19 protein-coding genes are annotated in these 19580 nt (G+C 40.6%); 15 read left to right on the forward strand and 4 right to left on the reverse strand.

The window, feature by feature from the left end; all coding sequences use genetic code 11:
* Positions 1-103: 103 nt before the first annotated feature.
* A complete protein-coding gene (gene dnaG, locus OLM45_RS05100) occupies positions 104-2089 on the forward strand; it encodes a DNA primase (protein ID WP_264512512.1) in 1986 nt (661 codons plus the stop codon).
* On the opposite strand, the gene OLM45_RS05105 is transcribed toward dnaG, so the two are convergent.
* Complete coding sequence (locus OLM45_RS05105) at positions 2086-2715, reverse strand: response regulator transcription factor (protein WP_129459909.1); 630 nt, start codon at positions 2713-2715, stop codon at positions 2086-2088. The two genes, dnaG and OLM45_RS05105, sit on opposite strands and share 4 nt — an antisense overlap.
* A gap of 77 nt (positions 2716-2792) precedes the next feature.
* Positions 2793-3599, reverse strand: coding sequence for an NAD(+) synthase (nadE, locus tag OLM45_RS05110; RefSeq protein ID WP_264512514.1), 807 nt, complete (start codon positions 3597-3599; stop codon positions 2793-2795).
* A 188-nt stretch (positions 3600-3787) separates the two neighbouring features.
* Here nadE and gldB point away from each other — a divergent pair, with 188 nt between their 5' ends.
* Both gldB and gldC read left to right on the forward strand, forming a co-directional pair.
* Entirely contained in the window at positions 3788-4756 is a 969-nt protein-coding gene (gene gldB / locus OLM45_RS05115; protein WP_264512516.1) for a gliding motility lipoprotein GldB, read from the forward strand.
* Entirely contained in the window at positions 4749-5087 is a 339-nt protein-coding gene (gene gldC, locus OLM45_RS05120; RefSeq protein ID WP_264512519.1) for a gliding motility protein GldC, read from the forward strand. The genes gldB and gldC overlap by 8 nt, the downstream gene beginning before the upstream one ends.
* Positions 5088-5118: 31 nt before the next feature.
* Here gldC and yihA read toward each other — a convergent pair whose 3' ends face one another.
* Complete coding sequence (gene yihA, locus OLM45_RS05125; RefSeq protein WP_129459905.1) at positions 5119-5730, reverse strand: ribosome biogenesis GTP-binding protein YihA/YsxC; 612 nt, start codon at positions 5728-5730, stop codon at positions 5119-5121.
* Position 5731: 1 nt separating this feature from the next.
* Positions 5732-6496 carry an alpha/beta fold hydrolase gene (locus OLM45_RS05130; protein WP_129459904.1) on the reverse strand — a complete coding sequence of 255 codons (765 nt, stop codon included), beginning with the start codon at positions 6494-6496 and terminating at the stop codon, positions 5732-5734.
* Positions 6497-6892: 396 nt separating this feature from the next.
* On the opposite strand from OLM45_RS05130, the gene mraZ reads away from it, so the two are divergent.
* From mraZ to OLM45_RS05190, 12 genes are all read left to right on the forward strand, one after another.
* On the forward strand, positions 6893-7366 hold the full coding sequence (gene mraZ / locus OLM45_RS05135; protein WP_129459903.1) for a division/cell wall cluster transcriptional repressor MraZ: 474 nt from the start codon (positions 6893-6895) through the stop codon (positions 7364-7366).
* Entirely contained in the window at positions 7353-8249 is an 897-nt protein-coding gene (gene rsmH / locus OLM45_RS05140; protein WP_264512521.1) for a 16S rRNA (cytosine(1402)-N(4))-methyltransferase RsmH, read from the forward strand. The genes mraZ and rsmH overlap by 14 nt, the downstream gene beginning before the upstream one ends.
* Positions 8249-8596, forward strand: a complete 348-nt coding sequence (locus OLM45_RS05145; RefSeq protein ID WP_129459901.1) for an FtsL-like putative cell division protein — start codon at positions 8249-8251, stop codon at positions 8594-8596. Before rsmH ends, OLM45_RS05145 begins: the two co-directional genes overlap by 1 nt.
* On the forward strand, positions 8587-10599 hold the full coding sequence (locus tag OLM45_RS05150; RefSeq protein WP_264512523.1) for a penicillin-binding protein: 2013 nt from the start codon (positions 8587-8589) through the stop codon (positions 10597-10599). Before OLM45_RS05145 ends, OLM45_RS05150 begins: the two co-directional genes overlap by 10 nt.
* Positions 10599-12059 (forward strand): UDP-N-acetylmuramoyl-L-alanyl-D-glutamate--2,6-diaminopimelate ligase, encoded by a 1461-nt coding sequence (locus OLM45_RS05155; RefSeq protein ID WP_264512525.1) that lies wholly within the window; start codon positions 10599-10601, stop codon positions 12057-12059. The genes OLM45_RS05150 and OLM45_RS05155 overlap by 1 nt, the downstream gene beginning before the upstream one ends.
* A gap of 3 nt (positions 12060-12062) precedes the next feature.
* Positions 12063-13289, forward strand: a complete 1227-nt coding sequence (gene mraY / locus OLM45_RS05160) for a phospho-N-acetylmuramoyl-pentapeptide-transferase (protein WP_264512527.1) — start codon at positions 12063-12065, stop codon at positions 13287-13289.
* 1 nt (position 13290) lies between these two features.
* On the forward strand, positions 13291-14625 hold the full coding sequence (murD, locus tag OLM45_RS05165; protein ID WP_264512528.1) for a UDP-N-acetylmuramoyl-L-alanine--D-glutamate ligase: 1335 nt from the start codon (positions 13291-13293) through the stop codon (positions 14623-14625).
* A gap of 39 nt (positions 14626-14664) precedes the next feature.
* On the forward strand, positions 14665-15027 hold the full coding sequence (locus tag OLM45_RS05170; protein ID WP_264512530.1) for a four helix bundle protein: 363 nt from the start codon (positions 14665-14667) through the stop codon (positions 15025-15027).
* A gap of 75 nt (positions 15028-15102) precedes the next feature.
* The gene (locus OLM45_RS05175; protein WP_264512532.1) at positions 15103-16392 is read left to right on the forward strand and encodes an FtsW/RodA/SpoVE family cell cycle protein; all 1290 of its coding nucleotides are present in this window, start codon (positions 15103-15105) and stop codon (positions 16390-16392) included.
* A gap of 3 nt (positions 16393-16395) precedes the next feature.
* Entirely contained in the window at positions 16396-17487 is a 1092-nt protein-coding gene (gene murG / locus OLM45_RS05180) for an undecaprenyldiphospho-muramoylpentapeptide beta-N-acetylglucosaminyltransferase (protein WP_264512534.1), read from the forward strand.
* Positions 17488-17491: 4 nt separating this feature from the next.
* On the forward strand, positions 17492-18832 hold the full coding sequence (murC, locus tag OLM45_RS05185; RefSeq protein ID WP_264512536.1) for a UDP-N-acetylmuramate--L-alanine ligase: 1341 nt from the start codon (positions 17492-17494) through the stop codon (positions 18830-18832).
* On the forward strand, positions 18829-19551 hold the full coding sequence (locus OLM45_RS05190; RefSeq protein WP_129459893.1) for a cell division protein FtsQ/DivIB: 723 nt from the start codon (positions 18829-18831) through the stop codon (positions 19549-19551). Before murC ends, OLM45_RS05190 begins: the two co-directional genes overlap by 4 nt.
* Positions 19552-19580 lie beyond the last annotated feature (29 nt).

Here is a 19580-nt window from a genome sequence, read left to right on the forward strand (position 1 = left end):
TCCCGGGAATATTTCCTATTTATTTTGTTGAGGAGAAAAGACGTCTTTTTTAGGGCGTCTTTTTTTGTATTTTTACCAGTTCAAAAATGAAAGTACATCCATTTTGATTACGAAAGAAACCATCGATAAAGTATACGACGCCGTTCGCGTGGAGGAAGTCATAGGCGACTATGTCCAACTCAAACGTGCGGGCAGTAATTTCAAAGGCTTGAGTCCGTTCTCTGACGAACGCACGCCGTCGTTTATGGTTTCGCCTGTTAAACAAATTTGGAAAGATTTCAGTACGGGAAAAGGCGGTAATGCGATTGCCTTTTTGATGGAGCACGAGCATTTCAGCTATCCAGAAGCCATTCGGTATTTGGCAAAAAAATACAATATCGAAATTGAAGAAACCCAGCGCACCGATGAAGAGAAAGAAGCGTTAAACGAGCGCGAAAGTATGTTCTTGGTGACCGAGTTTGCTTCCCAATACTTCCAAAAGCAACTGTGGGAATCGGAAGAAGGGAAAGCCATTGCGTGGACGTATTTCAAAGAGCGTGGCTTTACCAACGATACCATTAAAAAGTTTGGTTTGGGGTATTCGCCCAATGTGTGGGATGCGTTAACCAAAGAAGCCCAAGCCCAAGGCTATCAATTGGAGTTTCTCGAGAAAACAGGTTTGACTATTGTTGGCGAAGACAAAACCTTCGACCGGTTCAAGGGTCGGGTGATGTTTCCCATCCAAAGCATGTCGGGTCGCGTACTCGGATTTGGCGGTCGTATTTTAACCAATGATAAAAAAGCGGCCAAATACTTAAACTCCCCCGAGAGTGATTTGTACCACAAGAGTAAGGTGTTGTATGGAATTTCGCATGCCAAACAAGCGATTGCCAAAAACGACAATTGCTATTTGGTGGAAGGCTATACGGATGTGATACAAATGCACCAAACGGGTATTGAAAACGTGGTGGCTTCGTCGGGTACGGCATTGACACCTGATCAGATTCGATTGGTGAGTCGGTTAACCAAAAACATTACCGTATTGTTTGACGGCGATGCGGCAGGTTTGCGGGCGTCTTTACGCGGGATTGACTTGATTTTGGAAGAAGGAATGAACGTCAAGGTTTGCACCTTTCCTGATGGTGACGACCCGGACAGTTTTGCCAAGAAAACACCGTTGCAGGATTTAGTGGCGTATTTGGATACCAATGCCAAAGATTTTATTCAGTTCAAAGCTTCGTTGTTGATGAATGAGGCCAAGAATGACCCTATAAAAAAAGCGGATTTGATTCGGGACATGGTCGTGAGTATTTCCAAAATTCCCGATCGTATCAAGCGGGAGGTCTATATTCAAGAATGTTCCCGTATCATGGATATTTCGGAAGATGTGCTGTTCAATACGTTGGCCCAATTGCTCAAAAAGGATTTGGAAGAGTTGGGTAAAAAGCACAAGGAAGAACAGAAGGCGTTTGAAGTCCACCGCAATGAAACACCCAACCAACCGGTAGAAGGTGTCAATATTCAGTTATTATTGGAACGCAAAATCATTGAGATGCTGTTATTGTATGGCGATAGCGAAGATGATTTTGAAGACGTATTGATAAAAGCTGATGAGAATGGGGAAATGGTTGAGGTCAAGGAAATGAACCGTTATAAAGTTTTTCACCGCATTTATTTGAGTTTGCAAGAAGACGAAATTGAATTGGCGCATACGGGATTCAAGCAGATTTACGATGATGTCATTCAGTATTTTTATAGTAATGAAAATTTTGAATTGGACCAATATATTGCACAATTGCCGCCCGAACTCTCGCAGGAGGTTACCGGAATTTTAATGAATGAAGAGCGGGAAGTATTGCACAATTGGGAAGCGAAAAATATTTTGGTCAAAGGAAAAGACCAGTCGATTGGGCAGTATGTTACTGAGACGATATTGACGTTGCGATGGTATTGGGTCAACCAAATCATCGATGAACTAAAAAAAGAAATCAGCCCGGAGGCTGATTCTGATAATACAAGCACTTTGGAAATGATTGTTGATTATTTGGGCCTCACGAACGTATTTTCTAAAAAATTGGGTCGTGTAATTTCGAGACACCGATTGAATTAAACAATATCCAAAGTTTTCGCTTTGTTCACAAGGTCTACAAGATTGGTTACGTTTAACTTCTGCAACAAGCGTAATTTGTAGGTGCTAATTGTTTTTTCGTTAAGATTCAAAATTTTAGAGATCTCATTGTTTTTCTTACCGTCCGATAAGTAACGTAAAACCTCAATTTCGCGGTTGGATAATTTACGGTACACGCGTTCCGTTTTGTTTTGTTTGGCAATCAAGGCCAAGTTTTTCTTGATGTTTTCACTCATCATTACTAGTCCTTGGTGCACACGGATAATGGTGGTTCCTAAGGTTTCTAGTTTCGAGCTTTTGTGAACGTACCCAGCAGCACCGGCTTTGATGGCATTGGGAGCATACACTTGCTCGTTAAGACTTGAGAAAACCAAAACTTTGGTGTTAGGGAAATTTTTAATGATGGCCTTTAGTTCATAGATACTTTTTAAACCATCGAGTTCCAGGTCAATAACCAGTACATTGATTTCGCGGTTGCGCAAAGCATCCGGAACCATGTAGAAGCTACCTACATTGGAAACTACCGATATTTCAGGATGGTCCCTGAAATAGGATTTTACACCGTAATGTACTACGGGCAAATTGTCGGCAAGACAAACTGTAATCATAAATAAACTTTTTTAGAGTGTGGTTGGGTTAACTTATTTTTGATTAATAAATTCTCTTTAAACGTTTAAGATTCGTCTCATCGAAACTCGTCGGGAATCAAACACACGGGTATAGGGTCCATCTTGTGTTTGTTGGCTCGGTTTAAGCGTTTGTAAATCGCAAAAACTTCGCGCTGTCTTCCTTCAAATTCTTCAGCATGCCGGCCTTGTGCATCTTTGAGCATTGCCCATTCCAATTCATCATAGCTGGCACCTAACTGATCTTCATCCGTTCGGTTGTCCCCAAACAATCCATCCGTAGGAGCGGCCAGCTGAATTGATTCAGGAATGTTTAAAAACTTTCCAAGTGCATATACGTCACTTTTCATCAAATCGGCGATCGGACTCACATCCACGCCCCCGTCACCGTATTTGGTGTAAAACCCGACGCCAAAATCTTCTACTTTGTTACCGGTTCCTGCGACCAATCGGCCATGAATTCCAGCTAAATAATACAAAGTAGTCATTCGAAGTCGTGCCCGGGTATTGGCTAACGATAAGAAGTAGGCTTTCTCATCACCACTTTGGGGTACTTCCTTTTTAAAACTTTCAAAAATGGGGGTAAGGTCCACGCGCGTTTCCGAAACATTCGGATAGCGTTGCATCAATTGTGCAATGTGTTCCTGCGCACGACTTACTTGGCTGCTGGCTTGGTGGATTGGCATTTCTACACATAAGGTAGGCAATCCCGTTTGCGCACAAAGTGTTGAGGTTACGGACGAATCTACGCCACCCGAAATTCCAATCACAAATCCTTGAACGTTTGCTTTTTCAGCATAGGACTTGAGCCAGGAAACAATGTACTCATTCACTTGGGCCACTCGAAGTGTGCTAATTTTTGTCATTTGTTGTGTTATACCGAAAAGTGTTTTAACTAACGTATATTTGCAAAAATATTAATTTATACGAATAATCACACTTCTTCGTTTTTTATTAATTGACAAAGAAATTAACCATTTTTGAACGTTTCAATAATATACGAACAAAACGAAGGTAAAGTTTTATTTACTAACGAAAAATTAAAGTTTACTTAATGAAAAGAGTATTAGGCTTTTGTGTTGCAGTACTTCTGTTTTGGAGTTGTGATCAGAAATCAAAAATTGAAAAAGAGGTTGAAGCGATTCCCGTAAATATGAAATTGGTTCGTTTTGAACAGGCTTTTTTTGAAACTAATCCCAATGACTTAGCAAAAGTAAAAGCGACCTATCCAAAGTTTTTTCCTAGTGATATTCCGGATTCTGTTTGGGTGAATAAATTGAAAAATAAAGATTGGCAGTCGCTTTATCAAGAAGTTGAAGCCAAATACAAGGATTTCAGTTCGGAGCAAACCGAAATTGAAGATATATTTAAGCATGTCAAATATTACTTTCCAAAGGTAAAAGAGCCCACAATTTACACCTGTATTGGAAGTATGGACCACATGTCCAAGGCGATTTATATCAACAATGAATTGGTGATTGCATTGGAAATGTATCTCGGGAAAAACCATAAGTTTTATACAGGGATAGATAAATATATCCGTGAAAATTTTGAACCCCGACAAATGATGCCCGATGTGGTGGCTGCCATCGGATTTACCGTAATTCCACGCTCCAAGCACGATGATTTTATCAGTCAAATGATTGATGCAGGGAAAGAAATGTATTTGAAAGACCTTTTGATTCCTAGCTATACCGATGCTGAAAAAATGGGGTATACCCCCGAACAATTGAAATTTTGTCAAGAAAACGAAGGCTACGTTTGGGAGAATTTTATTGTAAATAAATATTTATACAGCACCGATTCAAAATTAGCCAATCGCTTTGTCAATATGGCTCCGTTTTCAAAGTTCTATTTGGAAATCGATAACGAAACCCCGGGACGTATCGGGCAATGGGTGGGATGGCAAATCATTCGTTCTTTTGTGGAAAATAATGAAAAAGTAACGCCCAAAGAATTGTTGGCTATGGATGCACATCGTATCTTTGAAGGCTCAAAATACAAACCCAAGAAAAATGAGTAAAAATACCTTTACCTCAGAAATAAAAATTAATGTCGAACTCGATGAAAACCGAATTCCGGAGAATTTGAGTTGGACCGCAGAAGACGGTGGTGTTCGTGAAGCCCAAGCCAAAGCAGTGTTGTTATCCATTTGGGATAACCAACAAAAAGAAACGTTACGTATTGATTTGTGGACAAAAGACATGCCTGTTGATGAAATGAAAGTGTTTTTTCATCAAACCTTAATGGCCTTGGCCGATACCTATCAACGGGCGACGCAAGATGATAAGATGGCAGATACCATGCGGGATTTCACTGACTTCTTTGCTGAAAAATTAAATTTAAAATCCTAAAAAAAACCGGAGTGTAATGCTCCGGTTTTTTTTATAATGTTTTTCTAACTTCTTCGTTGATTTGGTCAATATATGTAAGCAGTTCGTCACGCCCAACACCACTTTCTGAGGAAGTGATGAAATAGGGTGGCATTTCTTCCCAGTTGTTGGCCAATAATTTTTTGCGATAGGCCGCTACATTCGATTCGGCTTTCACGCGGGTGAGTTTGTCGGCTTTAGTAAAAATCATACAAAAAGGAACACCACTTTCTCCTAAGTAATTGATGAATTCCAAGTCGATTTTCTGAGCTTCAAGTCGGACGTCAATCAATACAAAAGCACAAACCAATTGTTCGCGTTTTTCAAAATAATCGGTAATGAATTTTTGAAAGGTTTCTTTAGCCGATTTGGATACGCGAGCATAACCATAGCCGGGTAAGTCCACCAAAAACCAGTTGTGGTTGATTTTAAAGTGGTTGATTAATTGTGTTTTTCCGGGTTTTCCAGAGGTTTTGGCCAAATTCTTATGGTTTGTCAGCATGTTGATCAACGAGGATTTCCCTACGTTAGAACGCCCAATAAAAGCATATTCCGGCAAGGGTTCTTGCGGACATTTGCTCACTACAGAGTTGCTGATGATGAATTCGGCTGAGGTAACTTTCATATTATAAATGTTCTTTTTTCAGCCAGGTTTCCAAATGCTGATTAAATTCTTCTGGACGTTCCATCATTGCCGCATGACCACATTGATCAATCCAATACAAGTCGGAATTCGGCATTAATTTGTGGAATTCTTCGGCAACTTCAGGAGGCGTTACACGGTCATTTTTTCCCCAAATAATACAGGTTTTCACGTGCATTTTGGGCAAATCTTTCCCCATGTTATGGCGAATGGCACTTTTAGCGATAGTCAATGTTTTCAAAACCTTGATTCGGTCATTCACAATACCAAACACTTCATCTACCAATTCTTGGGTTGCCATTTTTGGATCGAAAAACACATCTTCTGTTTTTTTGCGAATGTATTCGTAATCACCACGTTTCGGATAACTGTCGCCCATGGCGCTTTCATAGAGCCCCGAACTACCTGTGATTACGAGTCCGGCCACCTTTTCAGGATACATTTTGGTATGGTACAAAGCGATATGTCCACCCAAGGAATTCCCGAGTAAGATAACACGGTCAAAACCTTTGTAGGTGATAAAGTCTTTGACATATTTCGCAAAAGCTTTTACGTTGGTTTTTAAAATGTTTTGGGTGTACAATGGCAATTCGGGAATGACCACTTTGTAGCCATTGTTGGAGAAATGATCGGCAACAGCTTGAAAATTGCTCAAGCCGCCCATTAAACCGTGCAACACGACAATTGGTGTGCCTTCTCCTGCTTCGTAATACTGGTATTTTCCTTCTTTTTTTGCGCTTACATCCATAGTGAATGCTGTGTTTTTGAGTTGTTACAAATATAGTTTTTTCAAAACAATAACGCGAGTCGCCTTTTATAATTTAAGAACAAACCACTGTGAATAAGCTTGTTTTCTTGTTTGCAAATGCTAACCCTCCGATTGTCAAGTGGTTTCAAAAATAATTTGAATTCGATTTTTGTTAAAATGATAAGAAAAATGAATTCAGTACCGATAAAATGCACGATTTGATTTACGATTTTCAAACTTTTTCCACAGTTCCTAAAAATAGTTAAAAATCAAAAGTAGGTTAACGGCTAAGCATTTGCGAATGAAGTGGTAAAACTTATCAACAAAGTGGTAGAATGTGGTAAAATGTGGTAAAAAGTTTTATATTTTTGCTCAAACCAATATCGAATACCCATTTTGAATTCATTAATCGGTACATACGAGTGTAAAGTTGATGCCAAAGGACGGCTCCTCATGCCTGCGCCTTTGAAAAAGCAACTGACGGCCTCTCTTCAGGACGGTTTCGTGCTGAAGCGCTCGGTATTTCAGCCTTGTCTGGAATTGTATCCGATGGCAGAATGGAATCAAATGATGCAAAAAATCAATAAGCTTAACCGATTTGTAAAGAAAAATAACGACTTCATCCGACGCTTTACGGCGGGGGTAAAAGTGGTAGAAATCGACAACTTGGGCCGCTTATTAGTCCCCAAAGACCTCACCACTTTTGCTCAAATTTCTAAAGATGTGGTACTGTCCTCTGCGGTCAATATCATTGAAATTTGGGATAAAGACTTATACGAAAAAGCAATTGATGATTCTGTCGTTGACTTTGCAGATTTGGCCGAAGATGTAATGGGAAATGTAAACGACGATGACAATGGAATATCATAACCCAGTATTGCTGAAAGAAACAGTTGACGGTCTTAATATCAAATCGGATGGAATTTATGTGGATGTTACCTTCGGAGGTGGCGGCCATTCCAAAGAAATCCTAAGACGTCTCGGTCCTAATGGGAAGCTGTTTGCTTTTGATCAGGATGAAGATGCTTGGGCGAATGCAATTGACGACGATCGATTTACACTCATTCAAGAGAATTTTCGCTACATCAAGCGCTTTCTCCGTTTTCACGGCGTGCGAAAAGTGGATGGGATTTTGGCAGACTTAGGGGTTTCATCCCATCAGTTTGATGTGCCAGAGCGCGGATTTTCAACGCGATTTGAAGCCAAACTCGATATGCGCATGAGTCAGCAAAACGAATTGGATGCCTATCGCGTCATCAATGAATACGACGACGTGGCTTTGAAACAGATGTTTTTGGATTATGGCGAATTGAAACAAGCTCCTGCTTTGGCGCGCACCATCGTAGAAGCACGTTCCAAAAAGCCAATTCAAACTACCGAAGAATTAAAAGTGGTATTGGCTAAATACTTGCCAGGTCACTTGAGTAATAAAATTTTAGCCCAAATCTATCAAGCCATTCGCATCGAAGTGAACCAAGAAATGGAAGTGTTGAAAGAGTTTTTGGAACAAACCAACGAACTGTTGAATCCGGGTGGACGCTTGAGTGTGATTTCCTACCATTCCTTGGAAGACCGTTTGGTGAAACGCTTTGTGAAGAATGGCATGTTTGAAGGTGAGCCTGAACGCGATTTCTTCGGGAATTTCAGCGTTCCATTCAAAAACATTGGGAAATTGATAGTGCCCTCGGAAGAGGAAATAAAAATAAATAACCGCGCTCGAAGTGCCAAATTGCGAATAGCAGAGAAAAATTAATGAAACAAGGGGTTTACAGTGTTTTAAAAGCACGTTTTCTAGTGAATGAAGATGCCACCAAAAACTGGCGCTTTATTCTGTTTCTTATACTGTTGGCCATTATCATGATTGCCAATACGCACCGCTATGAACAAAAGGTTTTTCGCATAGCCGAATTGAATAATGAGGTGAAAGAATTGCGTTCCCGTTTTGTGGATCGCCGTTCTCAATTGATGAAGTTACGCATGGAATCTACGGTTTCTAAAAAAATGGAAACACGACAAATCTATCCTTCACAAGTGCCACCTCAGAAAATAACCGTCAAACAAAAAGAAGAAAAAGGATTTTTTGCCAAATTATGGGAGTAGAAGATAAAGATAAAGCGCTTTCGTACCGTACCTACCTGACGGCTGTGGGCATCTTCTTTATTGCCTTAGCTATTGCCGTGAAACTCACCAATATCCAATGGGTAGAAGGAGAGTATTACCGAAAATTGGCCAAAGAACGCACTGTAAAAACCTTTGTAATTCCGGCCAATAAAGGAAATATCTATTCGGCTGACGGGAGTTTGCTGGCAACATCCATTCCTAATTATACCATTCGATTTGATGCAGTGGCACCCAAACAATCGGATTTTGAAGAAAACTTAGGCGATCTCTCCAAAGCACTCTCTAAAATGTTTGGCAAACCCGCTTACCATTACCAAGATGTATTGCGAAAAGCTCGCGCCAATAAAAATCGCTACTTTTTAATCGCTGATGATTTGACGTATACACAATATGTGGAAGTGAAAAACATGCCGCTTTTCAATAAAGGGGCTTACAAGGGTGGGATTATCGTGGACCAACATACGGTGCGCGAGCATCCTATTGGAAAAATTGCAGAACGTACCATCGGGTATGAGCGCGTTCTTGAAGACGGAACGGTACGTAAAATCGGAATTGAAGGGGCTTTCGGGAAATACCTGAAAGGTGAAGACGGCCAAATTTTAAAACAAAAAATCGCAAAAGGGCAATGGAAACCCATTCGCGATGAAAATGAAAAAGAACCGCGCGATGGTTACGATGTAATCTCCACCATCGATGTATTCATCCAAGATATAGCTCACCATGCCTTGTTAAAACAGTTGGAAGAATACGGTGCCGAGCACGGTTGTGTAGTGGTAATGGAAACCAAAACAGGGTATGTGCGTGCGATTTCCAATCTGGGATTGGATGAAAAATCAGGGAACTATTACGAGACCATTAACTATGCTGTTGCAGAATCCCATGAACCGGGATCCACCTTTAAACTCGTTGATATGATTGCCCTTTTGGATGATCAAAAAGTAGATACGAGTCAGGTATACGATACACACGGTGGTATAGTAACGTACCACGGACGAAAAGTGCGCGATTCCCATGAGGGTGGCTATGGAAAGATATCCTTGGGGCGCGGATTTGAAGTCTCGTCAAACACAGTTTTGGTTCAAGCCGTACAAGAAAACTATAAAAGTAATCCAAAGCAGTTTGTTGATCGCATTGATCGTATGGGGTTGAACAAGCCATTGGGATTGCCCTTTAAAGGGGAAGGAGTTCCGTTTATTCCTCAACCGGGAAAAGGGAAGTGGAGCGCGATTTCCTTGCCATGGATGGCCTTTGGGTATGGCGTTTCTGTGACACCCTTGCAAACCTTAACACTGTACAATGCCATCGCCAATAACGGTGAAATGATCAAGCCGCTTTTTGTGTCAGAAATTAAAGAGTGGAACAATACCATTAAAAAATACAACAAGGAAGTAATTAATCCCAAAATCTGTTCGGACGCTACCATCAAAAAGTTAAAAGCAGTAATGGAAAACGTGGTGAAACGCGGAACGGGATCAAAATTGTATTCCAAAGATTTTTCAATGGCAGGAAAAACGGGAACTGCGCAAGCCAATTATGGAAAAAATGGGGGTAATGATAAACATTACATCTCATCGTTTGTAGGTTTCTTCCCTGCAGATAATCCGAAATACTCCTGCATTGTGGTCGTACATAAACCCAATACTTCCAATAACAATTACTATGGAGCGGATGTGGCTGGACCCGTATTCAAACGTATTGCGCAAAAGATTTTTACGGATGCCCCTTCCACCAATGAAGTGAAAAATGTAGACAAGAAAATCCCGGCGCAAGAGTCGAGTTACCATAAGTATTACACCCAATTGCACAAGACCAAAAATACCATGCCGAATGTAAAAGGAATGCCCGGAATGGATGCCGTTTCCCTTTTGGAAAATATGGGAATGAAAGTAAAAGTAACGGGTTCAGGGAAGGTAAAAACCCAATCGATTAAACAAGGAGAAGCACTCAGAAAGAATACACTAATTACACTAGAATTATCCTAATGCAATTACGCGATTTATTATATAAAGTAGCGCTGGAGTCGGTTCACGGATCGACCGATAAAGCCGTGGCCAAAATCGAATTTGATTCTAGAAAAATAGAAGTAAATGACGCTTTTGTAGCCATCCGTGGTTCGGTTTCCAACGGACATGATTTTATTGAAAAAGCGATCCAATTGGGTGCCACAACAGTGGTTTGTGATGCATTACCAGCGGATATCAAAGAGGGTGTGACTTATGTCCAAGTAGCAGATACCAATGCTGCTTTGGCCTTTATGGCGAATAATTACTACGGAAATCCTTCGTCTAAATTAAAATTAGTAGGTGTAACGGGAACGAATGGAAAAACCACCATCGCTTCCTTATTGTACCAAATGTTCAAAAAAGCAGGGTACAAAGTGGGGTTATTGTCTACCGTAAAAATCATGGTGGATGATATCGAGTACAAAGCCACGCATACCACTCCCGATTCGTTGACCATCAATTATTATTTGAATGAAATGACCGAACTGGGATGTGAATTCTGCTTTATGGAAGTGAGTTCGCACGGGGTACACCAAAAACGCACTGAAGGTTTGGTATTTGAAGGTGGAGTATTCACCAATTTATCCCACGATCATTTGGATTACCACGCCACGTTTGCCGAATACCGTGATGTGAAAAAATCGTTTTTCGATCATTTGCCCAAAACCGCATTTGCTTTAACCAATAACGACGACAAAAACGGTTCCGTGATGTTGCAAAATACATCGGCACGTAAACTGACCTATGCGTTGAAATCGATGGCCGATTATAAAGCGCAAATTTTAGAAAACCAATTGTCGGGTTTGTTGTTGAAAGTGAACGATAACGAAGTTTGGGTGAAATTAATCGGTTCGTTCAATGCCTATAATTTATTGGCCATTTATGGAGTAGCGATTGAGTTAGGTTTGGAAAAAATGGAAGCGTTGCGCTTACTGTCCGAATTGGAAAGTGTTTCGGGTCGTTTTCAATTTATTGTTTCCAAAGAAAAAATTACCGCTATTGTCGATTATGCCCATACACCCGATGCATTGGAAAATGTCTTAAAAACAATTGCAGATATCCGAACCAAAAACGAACAACTGATAACCGTTGTGGGTTGTGGTGGTGATCGCGATAAAACCAAACGTCCGGTGATGGCGCAAATCGCATCTGAATTGAGTGACAAAGTCATCTTCACCTCAGATAATCCCCGAACCGAAGATCCTGCACAGATTTTAGTGGAGATGGAAGCGGGTGTCGAACCCCAGAATTTCAAAAAAACGGTTGCTATTTTGGATCGTAAACAAGCAATAAAAACCGCTTGTCAAATGGCACAAGCCAATGACATTATCCTGATTGCGGGAAAAGGTCATGAAACCTATCAAGAAATAAACGGCGTGCGTCATGATTTTGACGACATGCAAATTGTAAAAGAATTACTCGAACTATTAAATAAATAAACCATGCTCTACTATTTGTTTGACTATCTCGATAAGCATTTCGACTTCCCAGGAGCCGGTGTGTTTCAATATATCACCTTTCGATCCGCGATGGCGTTGATTTTGTCTCTAATGATTTCGACCATTTATGGTAAAAAAATCATCAATTTCTTGCGCAATCAACAAGTGGGCGAAACCATTCGTGAGTTGGGTTTGGAAGGGCAAACACAAAAAGCGGGAACGCCAACTATGGGTGGTTTAATCATCATTATTGCCACTCTTATTCCGGTGCTTTTGTTTACCAAGTTGAACAATATTTATGTCATTCTTTTGATTGTAACCACCTTGTGGATGGGAACGATCGGATTTATTGACGATTACATCAAAATTTTCAAAAAAGACAAACAAGGTTTAAAAGGAATTTTTAAAGTAATTGGTCAAGTCGGATTAGGTTTAATTGTAGGGTCAGTGTTATACTTCCACCCTGGAGTGACCGTTCGCGAAAAATCAACAACTCCCATTACTTTCAATCAATCACAAAGTGTGATTTCGGAGCAAGCGAAAGAGATAAAATCAACGACAACGACAATTCCATTTGTGAAAAACAACGAATTGGAATATGCACAGATCTTAAAACCGTTTACCGACGATTACCAAAAATGGGCGTGGTTGGTATTCATTCCTATTGTCATTTTTATCATTACAGCGGTGTCTAATGGCGCCAATTTAACCGACGGAATCGATGGATTGGCTGCTGGAACTTCAGCAATATCGGTGCTGGCACTCGGAATATTTGCCTTCATCTCGGGGAATATCATTTTATCCAGCTATTTGAATGTAATGTACATTCCGAATTCGGGGGAAATGACCGTCTTTATCGCTGCTTTTGTTGGGGCATTGGTCGGATTCCTTTGGTATAATTCCTATCCCGCTTCAGTATTTATGGGCGATACGGGTAGTTTGACGATAGGTGGAATCATTGCGGTATTGGCTATTTCTGTTCGTAAAGAAATGTTGTTACCGGTTTTGTGTGCGATTTTCTTTGCTGAAAGTGCCTCGGTAATCTTACAAGTTTCTTATTTCAAATACACCAAAAAACGCTTTGGCGAAGGACGCCGCATATTCCTGATGTCGCCGTTGCACCACCATTATCAGAAAAAAGGATACCACGAAAGTAAAATCGTGACACGCTTTTGGATTGTGACCATCATGTTGGCCATTGTAGCTATTGTAACCCTAAAATTACGCTAAGATGAAACGACTCGTAGTGTTGGGGGGCGGTGAAAGTGGCGTGGGAACTGCCATACTAGGGCAAAAGAAAGGATACGAAGTTTTTGTATCGGATTTCGGAGCCATCAAACAAAATTACCAAGACGTTCTTACACAATACAACATTCCGTGGGAAGATAACCAACACACGGAAGACTTGATTCTAAACGCCGATGTGGTAATGAAAAGTCCGGGTATCCCTGACAAAGCGCCCATCGTAAAGAAGTTGGTTGAAAAAGGAATTCCGGTAATCTCCGAAATCGAGTTTGCCTACCCCTTTACGGATGCAATAACCATCGGAATTACGGGAAGCAATGGGAAAACGACTACTACGATGTTAACCTACCATTTGTTAAAAGAAGGCGGGTTGAACGTAGGGCTCGGCGGAAACATCGGAAAGAGTTTCGCTTGGCAAGTGGCCGAAGAAAACTACGACTGCTATGTGTTGGAGTTAAGTAGTTTCCAGTTGGATGGAATTGTGAATTACAAACCGCACATTGCCATCATCACCAACATCAGTCCGGACCATTTGGATCGCTATGAATACAAGTATGAAAATTACATCGCGTCCAAATTCCGAATCACGATGAATCAAACCGAGGAGAATTTCCTCATTTATGACAATGACGACGAAGCCATTAGCAATTGGCTCAACAATAACAAAATCAAAGCAAAACAAATTCCTTTTTCGATTACAGAAGTAATGCAAGAAGGAGCCTACCTAAACGACAAAACTATGGAGATCAACATTAATCAAGAGGAGTTCATGATGGAAACTGCTCAAATTTCTTTAGAAGGAAAACACAATTTGAAGAATGCGATGGCTGCGACTTCGGTGGCGCAATTGATGCGTATTCGTAAACAAACGATTCGCGAGAGTTTATCCAACTTTCAAGGGGTAGAACACCGTTTGGAAAAAGTGTTGAAAATTCAAAATGTGCAGTACATCAACGACAGTAAGGCCACTAATGTGAATGCTACTTTCTTCGCCTTAGAAAGTATGACAACACCAACGGTTTGGATTGTCGGAGGTGTCGATAAAGGAAACGATTACACCGAGTTGATGGCTTTGGTGAATGAAAAAGTGAAAGCGATTATCTGTTTAGGGGTGGATAATAAAAAAATCATTGATGCCTTTGGAAATATTGTAGACATGATGGTTGAAGTTGACAATATGCGCGATGCAGTCAATACAGCCAAACATATTGCTGAAAAAGGCGATACCGTTTTGTTGTCCCCAGCATGTGCGAGTTTTGACTTGTTCGAAAACTACGAAGACCGAGGACGACAGTTCAAGGATGCAGTAAGAAATTTATAGATTTTAGATTTCAGATTTTAGAATTTAGAAGGAGTGAATATGGGGAGTGAGGTTTTAAAAGAGCGAACAAAACAGTTTGCTTTAGACATTCTAAAATTAGTGGAAAGTTTATCCAATCAAAAATCGCAAAATATTATTGCCAACCAAATCGTTCGAAGTGCAACATCTGTAGGTGCAAATTATAGAGCAGCATGTCGTTCGAGAAGTGATAAAGAATTTGTTTCAAAAATGAATATTGTTCTAGAAGAAGCCGATGAAGTAGTGTATTGGTTGGAAATTATTCAAGAAATGAATTGGATTAAGGAAGAAGAGTTGAAAAGATTGTTAAAGGAAGCAAATGAATTGGTAGCCATTGTAGTCGTTTCATTGAAAACCATTAATGCACGTTTAAACAAATCATGAATATTAGCAGCATTCTAAACTCTAAACTCTAAATACTAAACTCTAAATTCTAAACTCTAAATTTTAAATTAAAAAATGAAAAAGCTAATCAGCAGTTTACATGGAGATAAAGTCATTTGGGCCTTGGTGGCCTTCTTGGCGGTATTTTCATTTATGCCGGTGTTTAGTGCGAGTAGCAACCTAGCGTATATGCGTCACGGTTCGGGGAATGCTTTGACCTATTTAATCAAACACGCCTTACACATCTCGATTGGATTTTTCATCATTTATAAAGTTCATAAAGTACCGTACCATTATTTTCGAGGATTGTCCCGCATTGCCCTTCCCATAGTTTGGGCGTTGTTGTTGTATACCTTGGTAAAAGGGACGGTGATTGAAGGAGCCAATGCCAGTCGTTGGATCCAAATTCCGTTTATCGGCGTTTCGTTTCAAACATCAACATTGGCAGCCATTGTGTTGTATGTTTTTGTGGCCCGCTATTTGTCGAAAACACGGGAGACGCCACTAACGTTTAAAAATTCGTTGTTCGAACTTTGGCTGCCCGTATTTATTACATTGGGGTTGATATTTCCGGCCAACTTTTCTACAGCTGCCTTGATTTTTTCCATGGTGATTATGATTGCCTTTATTGGAAAATATCCGTTGCAATATATCGCTATGATTTTAGGATTGGCGGTAGCAGCAGCGGCCTTCTTTGTACTCTTGGTGGTTGCCTTTCCGAAAGCTTTCCCCAACCGTGTGGATACTTGGAAGAGTAGAATTGAAAATTTCACTTCCGATAAACCCGATGAAGACGATTACCAAATTGAAAAAGCAAAAATTGCCATTGCCTCTGGAAGAATCTACGGATTGGGTCCGGGGAAAAGTGTACAGAAAAACTTTTTACCCCAATCGTCATCCGATTTTATTTACGCCATTATCGTAGAAGAATATGGTCTCGTGGGTGGATTATCCGTATTGTTTTTCTACATCCTGCTGTTGTTCCGATTTGTAATTGCATCACACAAAGCCAATACGTTGTTTGGAAAACTAGTCGTCATCGGCTTGGGATTCCCTATCGTTTTTCAAGCTTTGATAAATATGGCAGTTGCGGTAGAATTATTACCGGTAACGGGACAAACCTTACCGTTAATTAGTTCGGGAGGTAGTTCGGTTTGGATGACGTGTATCGCGATTGGAATTATTTTAAGTGTCACCAAAAAAGAGGAAGAAATCGCTGCAGAGGAAGAAGATAAAAAACGTCGCGATGAAGCCTTACAGCGATTAATCGATAAACAAATCAAAGAGGAAGAGGAAGCGGAATTGGCTGCAGCCAATGAAGAAAATGAAGAGGATAATCCGATGAATGCGGTGTTAAATAAGTAAACAATGAAAAAGCATAAATTCATTTTAAGTGGCGGCGGAACGGGTGGACATATCTATCCCGCGATTGCTATTGCCAACGAGTTGAAACAACGTTTTCCCGATGCGGAATTTTTGTTTGTGGGTGCTCAAGATAAAATGGAAATGCAAAAAGTGCCCCAAGCAGGTTATCCCATAGAAGGCTTGTGGATTGCCGGATTGCAGCGCAAATTGACGCTCCAAAACATGATGTTTCCATTCAAATTGTTGAGCAGTTTATGGAAATCACGACGCATCATCCGCCAGTTTCAACCCGATGTGGTCATTGGAACGGGAGGTTTTGCTAGCGGACCCTTGTTGCAAGTGGCCAATAGCAAAGGTATCCCAACAGTAGTGCAAGAACAAAATTCCTATCCCGGAATTACCAATAAATTGTTGAGTAAAAAGGCGAATGCAATTTGTGTCGCCTATGAAAATTTAGAACGCTTTTTTCCAAAAGAAAAAATTGTTTTTACGGGGAATCCTGTACGGCAAGATTTACTTGATTTATCCCACAAACGCGAAGAAGGACAGGCTTATTTTAAGTTGGATCCTACTAAAAAAACACTATTGGTTTTGGGTGGAAGTTTGGGCGCGCGTCGCATCAATCAACTGATCGCCAAAGAACTTGATTTTTTGTTGGAACAAGGAGTGCAAGTGTTTTGGCAATGCGGAAAATTATATTTCGAGGAATACCAACACTTGAATGAAAAGCCTAATGTACAGGTAACAGCTTTTATCGACCGCATGGATTTGATTTATGCTGCAGCCGATGTGGTCATCTCAAGAGCTGGTGCTTCTTCGGTGTCTGAATTGTGTTTGGTGGGAAAACCAACCGTTTTTATTCCGTCGCCCAATGTGGCCGAAGATCATCAAACCAAAAACGCCAAGGCCATTGTGGACAAAGGCGGAGCCTTGTTGTTGAAAGAAGCAGAATTGGAGGAGAAGTTTGAAGCTACTTTTGCTGATTTGTTGAAAAATGAAGACTTGCAAAAACAATTAAGTGCTGCAATGAAGCAATTGGGGAAACCCCATGCCACTCGCGATATAGTGGATGAAATCGTAAAATTAATGCGTTAAAAAAATGAATCTGAATCAAATTCAAAATGTCTATTTTATCGGAATCGGTGGCATCGGAATGAGTGCCTTGGCGCGCTATTTCCAATTCATCGGGAAGAACGTAGCCGGTTATGACAAAACGCCAACCATGTTGACGGACGAATTGATTGCGGGTGGCATGACCATTCATTTTGAAGATTCGATTGCAGCTATTCCAGCAGACTATACCCAAGAAAACACCTTAGTCGTTATTACACCAGCCATACCCAAAAATCATTCGGAATGGAATTATTTGTTGGAACAAGGTTATGTGATTAAAAAACGAGCAGAAGTATTGGGAATTATTACTCAAGATACCTATTGTTTTGCAGTGGCGGGAACCCATGGTAAAACAACAACTTCGAGTATTTTGGGTCATATCTTATACGAAAGTGGCGCCGATGTAACTGCTTTTTTGGGCGGAATAGTAGAGAATTATCATTCCAATTTAATCGGACAAGGGAAAACCATTTCAGTGGTGGAAGCCGATGAATTTGACCGTTCCTTTTTGCATTTGCATCCCGATTTGGCGTGTGTTACCTCGATGGATGCGGATCATTTGGATATTTATGGCGATGCGACTGCTATCGAGGAATCGTTTCGCGAATTTGCTGCCAAAGTAACCGATCCGAAACATTTGTTTATTCCCAAAGGATTGCCGCTTGACGGGACTACTTTGGCCATAAATGAAGATGCTGATTTTGTTGCGCATAACATACGTATTGAAAACAGTGCCTATGTCTTTGATGTAAAAACTCCGACAGGAACCTTGCAAAATATTGCCTTTGGTTTGCCCGGGCACCACAATTTAATGAATGCCTTAACCGCTTTAGCAATGGCTTACACGTACGGCACCCCAACCGGTTCCATTGCTAAAGCTTTGGCTTCATTTCAAGGCGTGCAACGTCGATTTTCGTATCAAATTAAAACAGAAGCGAAAGTATATATCGATGATTATGCCCACCACCCCACTGAAATTAATGCCGTTTACCAAGCGGTAAGAGAATTATATCCTGGGAAAAAAGTTACTGCTGTTTTTCAACCGCATTTATTTAGCCGAACAAAGGATTTTGTTGACGGATTTGCGGCCAGTTTGTCCCAGTTTGATGAAGTGCTTTTGTTGGAGATTTATCCCGCTCGCGAACTACCTGTGGAAGGGGTGAATTCGACATGGTTAATGCGTAAAATGACCAACCCGAATGTGCGTTTAATAGCGAAGGATCAATTGATTCAAACATTAGTGGAAAACGACGCGCCAGTTATTGTAACTATAGGGGCTGGTGATATTGGAGAAATGGTGCCCGAAATTAAAAAAGCTTTGCGATGAAAATCTTGACTTGGACAAACATTCGATTGCTGCTTATCCTAGGATTGGCGGGGTTTTTGTATGCTTTTGCACAAGTGCGAAATGGGCAGCGAACCCTCAAAAAAACGGAGGTGGTTTTTGTGGGTGAAAACGCCAATTTTGTCCGCCAGGAAACGGTTAATAAATTGTTAATAGAAAATAAAACAGACCTGCGAAGCATTCGTTTAGAGCAGTTAAATTTGGATAAATTGGAGTCTTCTGTCAACCAAAATCCAATGATTGAGAAATCAGAGGTTTACGTGAGTGTTGACGGCGTTTTACGGGCGGAAGTGATACCGCGCACACCCGTAGCGCGCTATTTTGGGGAAAGTCGTTCTTTTTACATTGACCAAACCGGCAAAGAAATGCCTTTGTCAGATAATCATACGGCTCGCGTGCCTTTGGTTGTTGGTTCATTAACAAAAAAAATGCTTCCCAGGCTGACTCAAGTTTTAAAACAAATTCACAAAGATGATTTCTTGAAAAAGAATATTGTGGGCGTGAAAGTGTTGGATGATGAAAGTTTGGAATTGACCAGCCGTAATTTCAACTATACCATCGAATTCGGGAAAATGATTCGAATCGATCGGAAGTTTAAAAATTACAAGGCGTTTTATCAAAAAGCAGTTCTAGACAGTACAATTAATAAATACAAACGCATCAACTTACGTTTTACAAAACAAGTGGTATGCACCCGATAAACAAACAGAAAGTGTCAATTTTTGAAACT

This window comes from Flavobacterium sp. N1719 (assembly GCF_025947045.1).
GTDB classification, from domain to species: Bacteria; Bacteroidota; Bacteroidia; order Flavobacteriales; family Flavobacteriaceae; genus Flavobacterium; species Flavobacterium stagni.

Excerpts from the sequence above, each read along its gene's own strand:
- murD (WP_264512528.1), top strand. The coding sequence starts at position 13,291 with ATGAAACGACTCGTAGTGTTGGGGGGCGGTGAAAGTGGCGTGGGAACT.
- OLM45_RS05105 (WP_129459909.1), bottom strand. The coding sequence starts at position 2,715 with ATGATTACAGTTTGTCTTGCCGACAATTTGCCCGTAGTACATTACGGT.
- rsmH (WP_264512521.1), top strand. The coding sequence starts at position 7,353 with ATGGAATATCATAACCCAGTATTGCTGAAAGAAACAGTTGACGGTCTT.
- OLM45_RS05150 (WP_264512523.1), top strand. The coding sequence starts at position 8,587 with ATGGGAGTAGAAGATAAAGATAAAGCGCTTTCGTACCGTACCTACCTG.
- mraY (WP_264512527.1), top strand. The coding sequence starts at position 12,063 with ATGCTCTACTATTTGTTTGACTATCTCGATAAGCATTTCGACTTCCCA.
- nadE (WP_264512514.1), bottom strand. The coding sequence starts at position 3,599 with ATGACAAAAATTAGCACACTTCGAGTGGCCCAAGTGAATGAGTACATT.
- yihA (WP_129459905.1), bottom strand. The coding sequence starts at position 5,730 with ATGAAAGTTACCTCAGCCGAATTCATCATCAGCAACTCTGTAGTGAGC.
- murC (WP_264512536.1), top strand. The coding sequence starts at position 17,492 with ATGAATCTGAATCAAATTCAAAATGTCTATTTTATCGGAATCGGTGGC.
- gldC (WP_264512519.1), top strand. The coding sequence starts at position 4,749 with ATGAGTAAAAATACCTTTACCTCAGAAATAAAAATTAATGTCGAACTC.
- OLM45_RS05170 (WP_264512530.1), top strand. The coding sequence starts at position 14,665 with ATGGGGAGTGAGGTTTTAAAAGAGCGAACAAAACAGTTTGCTTTAGAC.
- gldB (WP_264512516.1), top strand. The coding sequence starts at position 3,788 with ATGAAAAGAGTATTAGGCTTTTGTGTTGCAGTACTTCTGTTTTGGAGT.
- OLM45_RS05130 (WP_129459904.1), bottom strand. The coding sequence starts at position 6,496 with ATGGATGTAAGCGCAAAAAAAGAAGGAAAATACCAGTATTACGAAGCA.
- murG (WP_264512534.1), top strand. The coding sequence starts at position 16,396 with ATGAAAAAGCATAAATTCATTTTAAGTGGCGGCGGAACGGGTGGACAT.
- OLM45_RS05155 (WP_264512525.1), top strand. The coding sequence starts at position 10,599 with ATGCAATTACGCGATTTATTATATAAAGTAGCGCTGGAGTCGGTTCAC.
- OLM45_RS05145 (WP_129459901.1), top strand. The coding sequence starts at position 8,249 with ATGAAACAAGGGGTTTACAGTGTTTTAAAAGCACGTTTTCTAGTGAAT.
- OLM45_RS05190 (WP_129459893.1), top strand. The coding sequence starts at position 18,829 with ATGAAAATCTTGACTTGGACAAACATTCGATTGCTGCTTATCCTAGGA.
- OLM45_RS05175 (WP_264512532.1), top strand. The coding sequence starts at position 15,103 with ATGAAAAAGCTAATCAGCAGTTTACATGGAGATAAAGTCATTTGGGCC.